15 protein-coding genes and 4 pseudogenes are annotated in these 13,478 nt (G+C 67.9%); 7 read left to right on the plus strand and 12 right to left on the minus strand.

The genetic code is table 11. From position 1 onward, the window contains the following. Positions 1-724 precede the first annotated feature (724 nt). A pseudogene (locus AAW14_RS26055) lies at positions 725-1,726 on the plus strand (RNA-guided endonuclease InsQ/TnpB family protein); the annotation flags it as partial. A gap of 4 nt (positions 1,727-1,730) precedes the next feature. Here the strand turns inward: AAW14_RS26055 and AAW14_RS26060 are convergent. Together AAW14_RS26060 and AAW14_RS26065 are read right to left on the minus strand one after the other, a co-directional pair. Continuing rightward, a complete protein-coding gene (locus tag AAW14_RS26060; protein ID WP_322741117.1) occupies positions 1,731-2,216 on the minus strand; it encodes a transposase family protein in 486 nt (161 codons plus the stop codon). A 31-nt stretch (positions 2,217-2,247) separates the two neighbouring features. Then, positions 2,248-2,438 (minus strand): annotated as a pseudogene (locus tag AAW14_RS26065) (IS110 family transposase); the annotation flags it as partial. Positions 2,439-3,130: 692 nt separating this feature from the next. On the opposite strand from AAW14_RS26065, the gene AAW14_RS26070 reads away from it, so the two are divergent. The 4 genes from AAW14_RS26070 to AAW14_RS26085 all read left to right on the plus strand — a co-directional run bounded on the left by AAW14_RS26070 (position 3,131) and on the right by AAW14_RS26085 (position 5,997). After that, the gene (locus tag AAW14_RS26070) at positions 3,131-3,394 is read left to right on the plus strand and encodes a hypothetical protein (RefSeq protein ID WP_265566366.1); all 264 of its coding nucleotides are present in this window, start codon (positions 3,131-3,133) and stop codon (positions 3,392-3,394) included. Further along, positions 3,391-3,777, plus strand: a complete 387-nt coding sequence (locus tag AAW14_RS26075) for a hypothetical protein (RefSeq protein ID WP_265566367.1) — start codon at positions 3,391-3,393, stop codon at positions 3,775-3,777. Before AAW14_RS26070 ends, AAW14_RS26075 begins: the two co-directional genes overlap by 4 nt. Before the next feature lie 121 nt (positions 3,778-3,898). Next, complete coding sequence (locus tag AAW14_RS26080) at positions 3,899-4,690, plus strand: recombinase family protein (protein ID WP_265566368.1); 792 nt, start codon at positions 3,899-3,901, stop codon at positions 4,688-4,690. Between the two features lie 92 nt (positions 4,691-4,782). Beyond that, on the plus strand, positions 4,783-5,997 hold the full coding sequence (locus AAW14_RS26085; RefSeq protein ID WP_265566369.1) for a glycosyltransferase 87 family protein: 1,215 nt from the start codon (positions 4,783-4,785) through the stop codon (positions 5,995-5,997). A gap of 300 nt (positions 5,998-6,297) precedes the next feature. Here AAW14_RS26085 and AAW14_RS39845 read toward each other — a convergent pair. After that, positions 6,298-6,402, minus strand: a pseudogene (locus AAW14_RS39845) (helix-turn-helix domain-containing protein); the annotation flags it as partial. 546 nt (positions 6,403-6,948) lie between these two features. Between AAW14_RS39845 and AAW14_RS26090 the strand changes: the two are divergent. After that, positions 6,949-7,293 (plus strand): transposase, encoded by a 345-nt coding sequence (locus AAW14_RS26090; protein WP_265566370.1) that lies wholly within the window; start codon positions 6,949-6,951, stop codon positions 7,291-7,293. 109 nt (positions 7,294-7,402) lie between these two features. Here AAW14_RS26090 and AAW14_RS26095 read toward each other — a convergent pair whose 3' ends face one another. Beyond that, positions 7,403-7,939 (minus strand): hypothetical protein, encoded by a 537-nt coding sequence (locus AAW14_RS26095; RefSeq protein WP_265566371.1) that lies wholly within the window; start codon positions 7,937-7,939, stop codon positions 7,403-7,405. A 329-nt stretch (positions 7,940-8,268) separates the two neighbouring features. Between AAW14_RS26095 and AAW14_RS26100 the strand changes: the two genes are divergently transcribed. Next, positions 8,269-8,979, plus strand: coding sequence for an IS110 family transposase (locus AAW14_RS26100; protein WP_265566372.1), 711 nt, complete (start codon positions 8,269-8,271; stop codon positions 8,977-8,979). Positions 8,980-9,044: 65 nt separating this feature from the next. On the opposite strand, the gene AAW14_RS26105 is transcribed toward AAW14_RS26100, so the two are convergent. From AAW14_RS26105 to AAW14_RS39530, 8 genes and pseudogenes are all read right to left on the minus strand, one after another. Further along, entirely contained in the window at positions 9,045-10,652 is a 1,608-nt protein-coding gene (locus tag AAW14_RS26105; protein ID WP_265566373.1) for a cation acetate symporter, read from the minus strand. After that, positions 10,649-10,924: a DUF485 domain-containing protein gene (locus tag AAW14_RS26110; protein ID WP_265566374.1), complete on the minus strand. Its 276-nt coding sequence runs from the start codon at positions 10,922-10,924 to the stop codon at positions 10,649-10,651. Before AAW14_RS26110 ends, AAW14_RS26105 begins: the two co-directional genes overlap by 4 nt. A 185-nt stretch (positions 10,925-11,109) precedes the next feature. Continuing rightward, complete coding sequence (locus tag AAW14_RS26115; protein ID WP_265566375.1) at positions 11,110-11,424, minus strand: hypothetical protein; 315 nt, start codon at positions 11,422-11,424, stop codon at positions 11,110-11,112. A 341-nt stretch (positions 11,425-11,765) separates the two neighbouring features. Continuing rightward, positions 11,766-12,362 (minus strand): CoA-transferase, encoded by a 597-nt coding sequence (locus tag AAW14_RS26120; protein WP_416223374.1) that lies wholly within the window; start codon positions 12,360-12,362, stop codon positions 11,766-11,768. After that, complete coding sequence (locus AAW14_RS26125; protein WP_265566376.1) at positions 12,362-12,661, minus strand: muconolactone Delta-isomerase; 300 nt, start codon at positions 12,659-12,661, stop codon at positions 12,362-12,364. The genes AAW14_RS26120 and AAW14_RS26125 overlap by 1 nt, the downstream gene beginning before the upstream one ends. Beyond that, entirely contained in the window at positions 12,633-12,842 is a 210-nt protein-coding gene (locus AAW14_RS26130; RefSeq protein WP_416223375.1) for a hypothetical protein, read from the minus strand. Before AAW14_RS26130 ends, AAW14_RS26125 begins: the two co-directional genes overlap by 29 nt. 157 nt (positions 12,843-12,999) lie before the next feature. Beyond that, the gene (locus AAW14_RS39850) at positions 13,000-13,158 is read right to left on the minus strand and encodes a LysR family transcriptional regulator (RefSeq protein ID WP_416223376.1); all 159 of its coding nucleotides are present in this window, start codon (positions 13,156-13,158) and stop codon (positions 13,000-13,002) included. Between the two features lie 229 nt (positions 13,159-13,387). Next, positions 13,388-13,478 (minus strand): annotated as a pseudogene (locus AAW14_RS39530) (IS5/IS1182 family transposase); the annotation flags it as partial.

The raw sequence follows: 13,478 nt of genomic DNA on the forward strand, positions 1-13,478 counted from the left end.
AAGTGTCTCAATCGACAGCCCGCTGTCTTGCCCGGCACTCACGATGGCCTCCCACAACTGAGAGGCGGTAAAAACCCTCTTCGTCTCGTATAACCCCCGCATGGCGACCATTTGGACAAAATCGCAAACCAATGCGCGTTCATCGTCTGCAAGAGATGCCTCGTTGAGGATAGGTGGAATCATTTCGGCTCCGTTGTCTGGCTGTTGACCGCGGCGAATGCGCCGTGCCTACAAGTTCCACGGATACGCGGGCAAGCTTGGTTCAGCCTGGCTTGGATCAACGGCTGTTATGTGACTGAAATCGATCGAGTCGGCCGTGATCACCGTGCGCAAAGAACTGCGGCGCGAGCCGCGCAGGCACTTCCCTTCGGCGAGCTGCCGCCCCGACTACCGGACGTGCTCCGTGGCCGCACGCTGGTGTTGTAACAAGGCCGACTTCGATCGCGGCGTCTTTCGACGGCGAGCGCCTCCGTCACCACGGCGAGACGGCGGCGGCCAGGCAGTGGCTGGGCATAACTCCGCTGGGAGGAGGCGCTGGTGCCGGTACGCGGTGTGGCGCGGACTCTGGTGTCGGGGTAGGAGCTCACGTGGCTCTGGTAGATCTTCGTAGCCGGATATCACCAAAGGGACGCGGCCTGATCGGTGCAGCGGAGTCTCAAGTAAGCAAACAGAACGACGCGTTGGCGTTGGAGCGGGACGCCGGCGCGGCCGCTCGTGATCCGCTTCTGAAGAACTCGCCGTCCTGGCCGAGGTGTCCTCGGTACCGCTCCAGCAGGCGTTGAGGCACCTTCGGACGGCGTTCGGGAACTTCTTTGCCAAGCGAGCCAAAGTACCCGCGCTACAAGTCGCGGAAGAAGTCCCGCGCGTCGGCCGAGTACTCCCGCAGCGCCTTCAAGTGGCGTGATGGGAAGCTGACGCTGGCGAAGACGGCGGACCCGCTGCACATCCGCTGCTCGCGTCCCCTTCCGGAGGGTGCGGAGCCGTCCACGGTGACGGTGTCCCGCGACGCGGCGGGACGCTGGTTTGTCTCGATGCTTGTCGAGGGCATCATCACTGCGGCCCCCACCACGTCGAACGCGGCCGGTATCGACGCGGGCACAACTTCGCTCCTGACCCTGTCCGCGGGGGAGAAGGTCACCAACCCCCGGCACCAGCGCCGGGACCGGGCGCGCTTGGCCACGGTCCAGCGGGAACTCTCCCGCCAGGCGAAGGGCTCCAACAACCGAGACACCGCCCGCGTCGCGTAGCGAAAGTCCACGCCCGGATCACCGACCGGCGCCGCGACTTCCTGCACAAGCCGACCTCGCGCATCGTCCACGAGAACCAAGTGGCCGTGATCGAGGACCTGACCGCCCGCAACCTGCTGAAGAACGGCAAGCTCGCGCGCGCTATCTCGGAGGCGTCGTGGACGGAACTGCGCTCCATGCTGGAGTACAAGTGCTCCTGGTACGGGCGCGAACTCGTCGTGATCGACCGCTGGTTCCCCAGCAGCAAGCTGTGCGGGAACTGCGGCACGGTCCGCGAGAAGCTGCGGCTGAACGTTCGCGAGTGGACGTGCGACTGCGGCACCGTGCATGACCGCGACGTGAACGCGGCACGCAACATACTCGCCGCCGGGCTGGCGGCGTCTGCCTTCGGAGACGGTGTAAGACCTCAACGGGAGTCCTCCCGGACGGGGCAGTCGCCGATGAAGCACGAAACCCAGCGGGCGACCGCTGGAATCCCCACCTTCAGGCGAGGGAGGAAGTCAACAGCTGGAACAGCACGCTGGTCCGCGAAAGCGGCGCGTTCAGAGGCTCCAGGAGCCCGGCACCGCCCCGCCCGGCCAGCAGGACACCGGCCGTGTCAACCAGCTTTTGCAACAGCGGGGTACGACGCTGGTAACGCACCGTCAGTCCGCTGGCCTGTTCGGCGAACGTGACCTTCAAACAGGCCGGGTTCTCGCAGTACAAGCGGCGCACGCTCAGCTCGATGCGCACCGGCCGTCCACCGATCGCCCTGTCGGCCGGATGGCGTACGTAGCGGCTGTGCACCCAGTCGCTGGTGATGCCACAGCCCGTACACCGAGCAGGCACTTCGTGGCTACGAGCTCGGACGCTCACGACAGGGGCTGTCGTGTCTACGGAGATAACCGTCACGCCGGTCAAGTGCGACAGGGAGGCAAGTTCGGCAACACACAACGGGAGATGCCCAGCACCGGGAAGCTCGTGTCCCACGTCCCTGTGGTGATCTCCGCTACGAAAATCTTGCCTTGAGCATCCGGCGCCCGGAGACGCCGAGGAAATCGGACACCACCGAGGTTAGTTTGATCCCGCAGTCCTCCAGCAGGTTCCGCAGCCGCTGGGCCTCCCCGGCGCGCTCGCGCACGACGTCGGTGCGATGCCGGGTCAGGTCCCACAGCTGCCGGATCGGCTGCGCGGCACGAACGAGGGGCGGACCCAAGGCTGATGCGTTCTCAGGCTTCAAGTCGGGAGCGACGCCAACGGCGTGGCGGGCGATGCCGGCCAGCGTGGTGGCGCCGCCGAGTACCGCGAGCAGGCACGGGGCGAGCAGCGACCCCAGCCGCTAGCGGCAACCCCGCATCCGTCGCGGATCGGGCAGCCGGTCCAGCACGTCGGCCAGGGAGGTGGGTTCGGGCGGTCCGGCAGGCAAGTGCAACAGGTCGACAACGCCGCGGTGGCGCTGGAGAACCTCGATCGGGGAGGACGGCACGCGAACGCGACCCCTGTTTGTGATCAAATGCTTCGAGAACGTTGATCATCAGGGGTCCTGCTGCGATGACCGGCGTCGCGGAGTGTGTTGACCGCGAGGTTTCGCAGGATGGCCATGTTCGCCGGGCTGTGCCCGGTGCGGACCCCGGAGGCATCCTCGGCGACGGTCGTGTCTCTCACGTGGTGCAGGGACTCGATGGCCCACTGGGCGCGGGCGAATTGCCCGAGACGCTGCGGAGAGGCCTGGCGGGAGGTCATGTCGGTGATCGCGTAGACCGTCTGCCGGGTGGTCTTCCCGCTCTTGGTGTCGGTGCTGTAGCGGTCGATTCACTGCCTAGCGCGACTCGACGTTGGGGCCCGCCGCAGCATGAGCAGAGCCCGTCGCTCCACAGCTGTAGACGTCCGCGTATACTTGCCTCATGGCTGATGCGATGATTCGAGTGCCCGCTGAGGTGCGTGACCGCCTGGCGGTGATTGCGGAGTCCCGGAGGACATCGATCCGTTCCCTGGTGCAGGAGTTCGCAGAGTCGACGCTGACGGAGGAGGAGCGCCGGGAGCGGGCGGAGCAGACGCGAGCGTATCTGGCCGAGCACTTCGGGGTGGAGGTGTCGGACGAGGAGAGCGCGGCGATGGGGCGCAGGCTGCGGGAGGCGTTTGCCCGCGAGCAGGGTGCGGCCGCGTGATCCTGCACCATCTCGTCCTCGACGCACCGACCCTACTGGCGTTGTCGGGCAACCGACAGGTCTCCGCGCTCGTCCACCGGGCCCATTTCGAGACGGAGACCCGGCTGTGGGTGCCGGTGCTGGCGGTCCTGGAGGCGGACCAGGAATATCTGGGGATCGCCGAGCATGTCGGGCAGCTGGAAGTCATCCACACTGTGGATCTGGACTATCCGGCGATGCTGGCAGTGGCCCAGCTGCACCGTGACCGCGTGCCGCTGGGGATCGGAGCCGCGATCCACGCGGCTCGCCACTTGCCCGAGTGGGGTGCAGACGCGCTCGTCGCCACGGTCGACCCGAAGCCGTACGAAGAGCGTGGCGTGCCTGTCCTCGACCTCAATCGCTGAATAGCACGCATCCCACCTGGAAGTGGCTCCCGATGCGGATGTCCGGGAGGGCCGGGCCAGTCAAGTCGATGGCGGTGTCGTAGGGGATAGAAACGGTTACTGACCTTGTTGCCGTGATGTCGTGAAGGTGAGGCCCGTTTCGGCGAGACATCCCGTCGAGCTGACCCGCTGGCTCACCAGCACCAGCACCAGCACCAGCACCAACACCCCGACCCGCACCGGCAAGGCCCGGTGGGACCGCAGCGTCGTGTGGGGCATGCTCCGCAACCCCGCCTACATGGGCTCGGCCGTCTTCGGCAAGACGATGATCGTCCACGAGTCGCCCGGCCTGAACCGCATCGCCCGCCTTGAGGGCCGCTCCACCCCGCGCGCCATCAAGGCCGTCGACCGGCCCCGCAAGGAATGGATCGAAATCCCTGTCCCCGCGATCATCAGCCATGCCACGTTCGAACGCGCAGCCCAGCGCCTGGCCGACAACAAGAAGTACGCCTCCCGCAACAGCAAGGTCCCCTCCCTGCTCCAGGGCCTGGCCGCCTGCGCCGGCTGCGGATACGGCTACTACCGCACCTCCACCCGCACCAAGAACCGGAAGATCTACTACTACCGGTGCCTGGGCTCCGACGACTACCGCTACGAGGGCGGCCGCATCTGCCCCAACAAGCCCGTCCGCGCCGACTACCTCGACAAGGTCGTCTGGGAGCACATCACCACTCTCCTCGCCGACCCGCACCTGATCCGCACCGAGATCGACAAGACTGATCTTTTGTGGCTCGGTGTGCGTAGTGGTTGTGTGGGTGAGGTTGCAGTTCACTGGGCTGGTGCCAGAGCCGTGGTGCTTTTTGTTGATCTCAGCGGAGAGTGCCTTATGTTCATCGTGTTGTCACCTTTATGCGGGCCGACATCGGCAGTGTGACCCGTGTAAGGCGGTTGGCGGAGAGGCCTTGAAACGTGACGGTGTGGTGGCGTGGAACGGTGACCGCAGGTCGCTCAAGGACATGGATACCGGTGCTGGCCTGGGCGGTGACGCGGGCCGTACTGCTGCTGACGCTCTTCGGCGCCCTGGGCTTCCCCGGTGACGACGTCCGCCCCGACGTGGTCGTCATCTACCACGGCTGGTACGAACGGCTGCTGACCGGCAGCTTTCCGGTCGGCGACGTCACCTGGCAGTACCCGCCCGCCGCGGCGGCGGCCTTCCTCGCCCCGGCGCTGCTGCCGTTCCTGACTTACTCGCAGGCCTTCTACCTGCTCGCCTGCGCCGCCGACGCGACGGTTCTGGCGATGCTGCTGCGGGCCGGGCGGGCCCATGGCCGGGACCTGGCCGGCGCCTGGCTGTGGGTCGCCGGGGTCGCTGTGCTCGGCCCGCTGGCCCTGGCCCGCTACGACGTGATGGTCACCGCCCTCGCGGTCGCCGCCCTGCTGGCCGCCGCACGGCACCCCCGGGTGGCGGGCGCGCTGGCCGGGATCGGCGCGCTGGTCAAGGTCTGGCCGGTACTCGTGCTCGCCGGTGCGCGGCCGGGCCGCACGACCCGCCGCTCCTGGGGGGCGGCGCTGGTCACCACCGTCGGCGTCAGCGCCGCGTTCCTGGCGTTCACCCAGGGACCGTTCGCGTTCCTCACCGAGCAGCGTCAGCGCGGCGTCGAGATCGAGTCGCTGGGCGCCCTGCCGTTCCACGTCCTGCGCTGGCTCGGCCTGTGGCACGGCACCTCCCGGCTGCACTACGGGTCGTACGAGTTCCTCGGCCCGTATGTGCCCACCGTGGCCCGGATCGCACTGGCCGGCGCGGTGCTGGCCTTCTGCTGGCTGGTCTGGTGGCGGGTACGCGCCCGCACTTTCAGCGACGTCGTGCTCTACGACGCGGCGTTCGCCGCGGTGCTGGTCTTCGTCATCACCAGCCGGGTGATCAGCCCGCAGTACCTGATCTGGCTGCTCGGCCTCGGCGCGCTCTGCCTGACCAGCCGCTCCACTGTCCAGCGCCGGCCTGTGCTGCTCATCCTGGCCGCTTGCTTCTTCACGGTGCTCGAATTCCCCGTCGGCTTCGGCCAGGTCGTGCGGAGCAATCTGCCGGGCATAGTCGTACTGCTGATCCGCGACGGGCTGCTGCTGGTGGCGACGGTCTCGGCCTGCCGTCGGCTCTGGCGCAGTACGGCCTCGCGGCAGGAAGCGACGCCTGACGACGCGGCGTCCCCGGACGCGGACTACGCGGTGGCACATATGGGCTGAGCCACCCGAGCGCTGGAGCAGTGCTTCGCTCCGAGACAGGCGTTTGCGCACCGCGGATGCCGAGAGGGACAGCGCGGCGGCCGTTGGGCCGATGCGGGCATCGAGGCGCAGCCAGGTGGTGAGCGTCTGCGCGAGGCAGGTCGAGACGTCGGGCGTTTGTAGGGGATGGAACTGTCGTTGTGCCCACGCCACGACGTAGGGTGGCGTGAGGTGTTCGTCCAGCGGGGGCGCTGTCCCCTCGGCTGCTGTCGTGTGATGCTCCGGGCGGGGCGGGATGTCTGTGGCGATGGCGCGTAGTGCGAGCGCCAGCGCGGCTTGGTCGGGGAGCCGGTTCAGATCGAGGCCCAGCGGGTCCTCGATGAGGGTGAGGCGCGCTGCCAGGGTGTTGCGATGGATCTTCAGATGGGCGGTCGCGCGGGCGGAGAAGCTGAGTCATGACGCCCCGGTAGCCAGCAGTTCGGCACTGTCGGGGTCCTGTGAGCGCCTGGCGCGGTGACGTCGGTGACGGGTCCGCCTTCCTCACCGCTGGCCACCTCGCCGCCTATTGTGACTGCTATGCGCCCGCCGGTCCCCGCGGATCCTCGGGCCCGGGCAGCCCGATATCTCGACCGGTCTGTCCTGCGATGCCCGACCGGGACCCCTGCCGCAACGCCGACCGACCGTTTCGCCACCCGCAGCGCAATCCCCGGTGCAGGCCCGCCCGTGCCCGCGCCGGGGGAACCGACCCGCTGCACGGGTCGGGCGGCGGTCTCACCGCCATCAGTGTCGCGGGTCGGGTTCGGTTCCGCCCGAACCATGTGGCCGTCACTTCGCTCCCGACCTCGCCGGGCATGCACTGCCCTCGGCTACGACGCCGACTCCGGCCGACTCACCGTGTGCCCGGAGTCGGCGGCGCCACGTCGAGTTCGGAGGCCGCTGGAACCGATTTCCCGGGCGGCACCGACGGCCGGTGTGATCCACTCGCAGTCGGTCAGGGCGGACGCCGCCGTCGCAGCGGACAGCCGTGGCTTCGACGGCGGCAAACTCATCAACGGCCGCAAGCGGCATGTCGTGGCCGACACGCTCGGCCTTCTGCCGGGCGTGATGGTCACCGCCGCGGACACCGGCGACCGCATCGCCGCCCAGGAACTGCCCGGGCAGGTCGCCGACGTGCACCACCGGCTGGAACCGGTCCGGGCCGACGGCGGCCGCACCGGCGGCCTCGTCGCCCACTGCCTCACCACGCTCGCGCCCGTCCTTGCGATCGTGAAACGCAGCGATGACATGCGCGGCTTCGTGGTGCTGCCCAAGCGGTGAACCGTCGTGCGGTCCTTCGCCCACCTGATGCGCACCCGCCATCTGGTGCGCGACTTCGAACGCCGCACCACCAGCGCCGAGGCGATGGTCTACTGGTCGATGAGCCTGCTCATGACGCGCCGCCTTGCCCGGCCACACCCTGGGCGGGGGTGAACCGGCCCGGCTGCCGCTCGGCCGGCCAGCCCCGCGCAACCAGGCGCTTCGCCTTCGACCGCACCGCCTCCACCTTGGCCGCCACCGCGTCCAGACCGAACATCACGGCCAACTCCTGGCAGGTCAGCGGCCCTTGATGGAGCCGGTGCCGGTCCGCGAGCGCGGTGAGGATGCGCTGATAGTCCACCGACAGCACCGACCAGGCCGGCCCCTCATGCCACACCGGCACCTGCGACTTCGGGTTCGCCGCCTGCCCGGGCGCCGAGCGCGCGTCCGCCTCCTGCGGGCCGGGGACAGCATCTTGATCAGCGATGTTGCCGTTGTCCGGAGCCAGGACGGCGCCCACCCGCCTGCGGGAGATCGCCCACTCCTGCGATTCCTGCTCGGCCGCGGCCAGTTCGGCCTGGATGCGACCGGCTTCCTCACGCACCCCGTCGACTCGATGGCGAGCGGCGAGCTCGTGCTGTTCCAGCAGTCCGACGACCGACGGCATCCGCAACCTCCCGCGGAGCGACGACACGACACGCCACCACTCCCACCGGATCACCCGCCCTACGCCTGACCAGCGAAAACGCCGCCCTCAGATTCGGAACGACTGTGAGGATGATCTGGTACCGCCTCGAGCGGTGGCCTGACCCGCGGAAAGACTGGCTTTGGTGCCCTGCTGTTGATCTGTCGGCCACCGCCCGGAGCGGGATCTGCTGCCGCCAGGCAGGGGGCGTGTCCCGATAGGAGTCTTCGCGACAGGCACCGTGTCACAGTCTTGACCTCCCCTGCCCGACGACGGCCACCGGTTCCGAGGCGATCAGGAGACAGGCGACCTTGCCCAGCATCACGCAGCCCACAGCCCCGTGTCACGTCCCGGTCGATTCCGGCGAAGAGATCCTCCTCGGCGTCGACACCCACAAGGACTTCCACGCGGCAGCCGTCGTCACCGTCCTTGGCGCCGCATTGGACGGCCGTAGCTTCCCGGCCACCACCGAGGGCTATCACCAACTTGTCTCGTGGGCACACTCGTTCGGCGCCCTGCACCGTGCCGGGGTGGAGTGCACCGGCTCCTCTGCCGCCTCGCTCGCCCGTCACCTGCGCGCCGAGGGCATCGAGGTGACCGAGGTCAACCAGCCTGACAAGGCAGCGCGCCGACGACGTGGCAAGACCGACGCCGTCGACGCGGAAGCGGCAGCCCGCGCCGTGCTGTCAGGTCGCGCGACCGCGACCGCGAAGGCGAGCGACGGCCCGGTCGAAGAGCTGCGGCTGCTCAAGCTCGCGAAGGGGTCCGCGATCAAGTCCCGGACCCAGGCCATCAACCAGCTCAAGAGCGTCCTGGTCTCGGCCGACACCGCCTTGCGCGAGTCGCTGGCCGGGCTGAGCAACCCGCACTTGTTCAAGCGGTGCGCCGAGCTGGACGACTCGCAAGAATGCGGTCCGGCGGGCACCGCCCGGCACGTGCTGAAACTCCTTGCTGGCCAGTTTCGGACCACCCCGTCCCGCAACCGGGGGCCGGGACACGACATGTCCCGGCCCCCGGTCTGAAACATGAGCGACGAGGAACAAGCGCTACGTGCGGCACATGCCGAGTCGAACCGGCTGCCGGCACCTCACGGACCGGAGCTCCGCGCCAGGCGGTCGACATCCACGTCGGCGAGGACGCGGGCCTCCTTCTCGGCGTACTCCGCCATGTCGGGTTCCCGCGAATCGAGAACCGACCCCAGCCAGCCCAGCAGGAAACCGAGCGGGATCGTGACCACTGCGGGGTTGCTGAGGGGGAAAGCGGCGAAGTCCAGATGAGGCAGCATGGAGGTCGGACTGCCTGAGAGGGCGGGGGAGAACACCACCAGGAGCACCGAGGAGATCAGTCCCCCGTACACGCTCCACAAGGCACCCTTGGCGGTGAAATGTCGCCAGTACATGCTGTAGAGCAACGGCGGCAGCACGGCGGATCCCCCGACGGCAAATGCCAGGGTCACCAGGAACGCGATGTTCTGGCCCTGGGCGAACAACGACAGCCCGATTGCTGTGAGACCGACGAGCACCACCGCGCCCCGAGCGACCAGAAGTTCGCTCTTCTCCGACGCCTTTCCCTTCATCAGCCCGACCTGATAGATGTCGTGCGCCAATGCGGTCGACGCGGTCAGGATAACTCCGGAGGCCACGGCCAGGACCGTAGTGAAGGCCAAGCACGAGATCAGAGTAATGAGGATCACCCCGCCGAGGGACTCACTCAGCATCAGCACGGCAGAGTTTCCCGTCGCGTTATTGACCTTGATGGCGGTCCGGCCGAGCAGCGCCGCCGCGCCGAACCCCAGTATGGTGACCATGAGACAGAAAGCCAGCGTCAACCAGGTCGCGACCTCGACGGATCGGCGGGCCGCGCGCGCCGTGGGGACGGTCCTGAGCCTCCCCAGTACGTGCGGGAGCACAGCCGGTCCGACGAGCAGTGCCAACTGCAGGCTGAAGGAGTCGAGTTTGCCCATGGTGCCGTCGCCGTAGCTTACGCCGGGCTGGAGGAAGGTGTCTCCGAGTCCGCTGTGGTCCGCAGCCCGGCTCAGCAGGAGCATAGGATTCCAGCCGATCTTCGACACCACCAGCATGCTCAGCCAACCGCCTCCACCCAGCACCAGGACCGTCTTGACCACCTGGACCGCCGTCGTTGCCCGCATGCCCCCGATCGCCACATAGAGGATGAGGAGGAGGCCGAGCGAGACGACCATGATCCGCCGCGCGCCCGGTCCCTCCAGGCCCAGGACTGGTGCGGCCAGTGCCCCGGCACCGACCATCTGGGCGGTCACGTACACCAGGCAGATGCCGAGTGCGGCCACTCCTCCGGCCACCTGCACGGACCGGGTGTGCAATCGCCGACCGAGCCTGTCGCCAATGGTGTAGTGACCGGTGCTGTGATAGCGGCCCGCGATCAACAGTAGGTTCACGACCAACGCAACGATCGCGCCCTTCAGATAGCCGAGGGCGTCGTACCCCGTCAGTGCGATCAGGCCAGGCGTACCCAGCACCGTAGCGGCCGACAGATAGACACCGAAGATGGCGATGCCGTTCTGTATTGGTGCGAGGCGGCCGTCGCCGATGTAGAAGTCGCGGGGTGTGATCGCGTCCGTCGTAACCCAGATGGCGAGGAACAGCGCGCAGCTCACGAATACTGCGAAGATCACGAACACGGGAGCGGAGTGCCCCGATTGCAGGGCAGCGGTCATCGGGTGTCCTCCTCTTCTCCCAGCCAGGCCCTGACCTGTGCGGCCTGCGGGTCCAGGACTCTCCTCCCGTAGCGGGCGTACCACCAGACCGCCCATGCGCTGGTCCCGTACTGGAGAAGGTTCAACGCCAGGGCAACATTCAGCGGTCCGGCAAGATGCATGGCCATCAAGCCCGGCGCCGCGCCAGCCAGCAGGGCGTCCAAGAGGTAGAGCGAGACGACGGCGCCGGTGACGGTGAAGACGGGGCGCCTGCTGGCCGCACCCAGTCGCAACAGGGCGAGATCTGCCTGGAGCTGCTGGGCGACCGCAGGGTCGGCGCCGGGCTCCCGTGGGGGGGAACCGTCCTGTCGCCCACGACCCTGTGGTGACCTGTGGCGACCGGGCCACGCGTCCGGCCCACGCGACGCATCCGGCTCCCCCCATGCCACATACCGCCTGGACGGCGGGACCGACGGGTTCACGCCGCACCACGCAGTGGCGCGGTGCGGCCGTTGACCACGGCCGTCCCCTTGGGCCGGTCGGTGTGCACGGCCGTGTGGTGGGACAGCTCCCGTGCCATACGACGAGCCCAGCTGTGCCTCTGGCGCACCTCACCGTCCGACGGCCTGCCCTCTTGCAGCACCTGTGCGCAGGCGAAGTCGGGTGCGGCAGTCTCACTGCCTTCCCCGACGGCGTTGGTGATGGGGTGGCGCAGCTTGCCGTCGCGGTACAGACAACAGCGGGCCAGGGCCGAAGGGGGAGCCCCTACAGCGGGCCGGATGGTGGTTCTCATGACATGTCCTGAAGGTGAGCGGTGGTCCGGGACGGGGATGCGGCGACTGGGGTGGCCGTGGCGGTCACCGGCGGGGTCCTACGCCGCGACGGGGAAGGGCTGAACTTGTCGTGGTCCGGTGGGGTGTTGAGCGGCCCCGGGCCGGACCACTGTGCTGCGGTGTCATCCGGGCTCGGATACTGCCGCGGGCGGGCGATGCGCCGACCGGTCGTCGGCGCGCCGTGGGCTGACGCCACCGGCAGCGGTGGTACGAGGTGCGATGCTGCATCTGCGCTCCCACAGCTGGATGACAGTGTGTGAGCCGCGCCGCGAGGTAACTGTTCACTTATGGAACGGCGCCGCTACTCCTGGCGAACCACCGCGCCCAGGTGAGCTAAGAGGACTTGAAGCACGGCTTCTGGCTGCTCCACCGCGCGGTGTCCGGCATCGATGGTCATCAAGGCGGCGCCGGGGATGCCTCCGGCGATTTCCATGGCATGGGAAGGCGGAGTGGCCACATCGCGTGAACCGCCGATGACAAGCGTCCGCGCGGTGATCCGGTTGAGATCGGCTCGCAGGTCGTAAGCGGCCAGGGCGTCACAGCAGGCCGCGTAGCCTGCCGGGTCCCTCTCGGAGAACGCCGCCAGCAGGGTGCGGCCGACCGGGGTTTCAGTCGTATCAGGATCCCCGGCCAGGTACTTGTGGGCAAACTCCTTGTTGGCGCCGATGTAGGAGCCGGTCACTCGGGCGATCCACCCAGCGGCAAGCAGCACTGCGAGTCCTGACCCCATCGCCCCGCAGTTGTTGGACACCACGCACAGAGCGGCGACTCCGCGCTCGTACAGCGCCTGGGTCAGTACGTTCGGCACACCGCTCAGCCCCATTCCGCCGACGGCGAGCGATGCGCCGTCCGGTACATCAGCCATCGCCTCCAGGGCCGTGGCGACCACCTTGTCCATCACGCCACGTCCTCAGCGGCAGCCGCCAGATCGGAGGGATGCTGCGCCAGAGGGGTGGCTTGCACCCTCATGTAGGGGAACAGCGGCAGGTTCCAGAGGATGCGGTGCAGTGCCTCGTTGTCCGCGACGTCGAAGACGCTGATGTTGGCGTAATGCCCGACGCGCCGCCAGATGTGGACCCATTCCCCTGACTTCTGAAGTTCCTGGCAGTAGGCCTTCTCCCGGGCCAACAGGTCCGTGCGAACCTCCGGGGCGAGGTCGCGCGGAATCTCAACGTCCGTCCGTACCGCGAACAGCACTGTTCATCACGCCTTGTCGAGGATGAAGTCGTAGGTGACCCTCGTTGCCGCTGCCGTCGGCGGCCGGCTTCGGGTCGAGGATCAGCTCCGGCTTGACGGCAGACGCGATGTCGTCCTCGACGTGGCTGCCGCCCTGGAAGTACAGCTGGGTGGTGATGAGCTGGTGGCCCGACGCCGACACCTTCGGGTGAGCATCTCGGTGTGCACCTCCAGCATCACTTGGGGCATCTTGCGCTCCAGCAGGCGGGCGAGGGTCGGCAGTTGGCGGTACGAGGCAGAGCCGGTGAGGCCGATTCGCACCACCCCCTCAGCTCCCGAAGCGAAGCGTCCGACCCTGGCTACGGCGTCGTCGACGCCTTTGGGGATGCCTCCACTTCACCGCGGAACACCTGGCCGGCGCCGGTCAGGGCGACCTGCCGGGTGGTGCGAGTGAAGAGCTCGACGTCAAGTTCTACCTCCAGCGGGCGGATCGCCTGGGAAAGCGGCGGCTGCGCCATGTGCAACCGTTCCGCCGCCCGGCCGAATGGCACGTCTCGACGACTGCCGCAAAATAGCGCAGATGCCTGAGCTCCATCGGAATCTCCCCCCATTGCGACCCAGCGTAGGAACGTGACTACCGATCCCACAAATACTTCGTTGCAGGGTATTCATATGCGGCAGATATCAATCCCCCTGGGCCAATCCTAAAAGAGCGTTTTGTCCCGGCGAGGTTGTTTGGTTCGAGGTTCAGGTGTCGCGCCAGTTCGGGGTTGATTCGCTGGTGAGTCGTCGGCTTATGAGGTCGATCATCGCGACGTGGATTATGGCTTCGGAGCGG

The sequence above is a fragment of the Streptomyces hygroscopicus genome (assembly GCF_026168105.1).
GTDB lineage: Bacteria > Actinomycetota > Actinomycetes > Streptomycetales > Streptomycetaceae > Streptomyces > Streptomyces hygroscopicus_D.

Bases quoted from the DNA above. Each gene is read 5' to 3' on its own strand.
- AAW14_RS26070 (WP_265566366.1), top strand. From the start codon at position 3,131: ATGGCTGATGCGATGATTCGAGTGCCCGCTGAGGTGCGTGACCGCCTG.
- AAW14_RS26095 (WP_265566371.1), bottom strand. From the start codon at position 7,939: ATGCCGTCGGTCGTCGGACTGCTGGAACAGCACGAGCTCGCCGCTCGC.
- AAW14_RS26105 (WP_265566373.1), bottom strand. From the start codon at position 10,652: ATGACCGCTGCCCTGCAATCGGGGCACTCCGCTCCCGTGTTCGTGATC.
- AAW14_RS26115 (WP_265566375.1), bottom strand. From the start codon at position 11,424: ATGAGAACCACCATCCGGCCCGCTGTAGGGGCTCCCCCTTCGGCCCTG.
- AAW14_RS26120 (WP_416223374.1), bottom strand. From the start codon at position 12,362: ATGGACAAGGTGGTCGCCACGGCCCTGGAGGCGATGGCTGATGTACCG.
- AAW14_RS39850 (WP_416223376.1), bottom strand. From the start codon at position 13,158: ATGGCGCAGCCGCCGCTTTCCCAGGCGATCCGCCCGCTGGAGGTAGAA.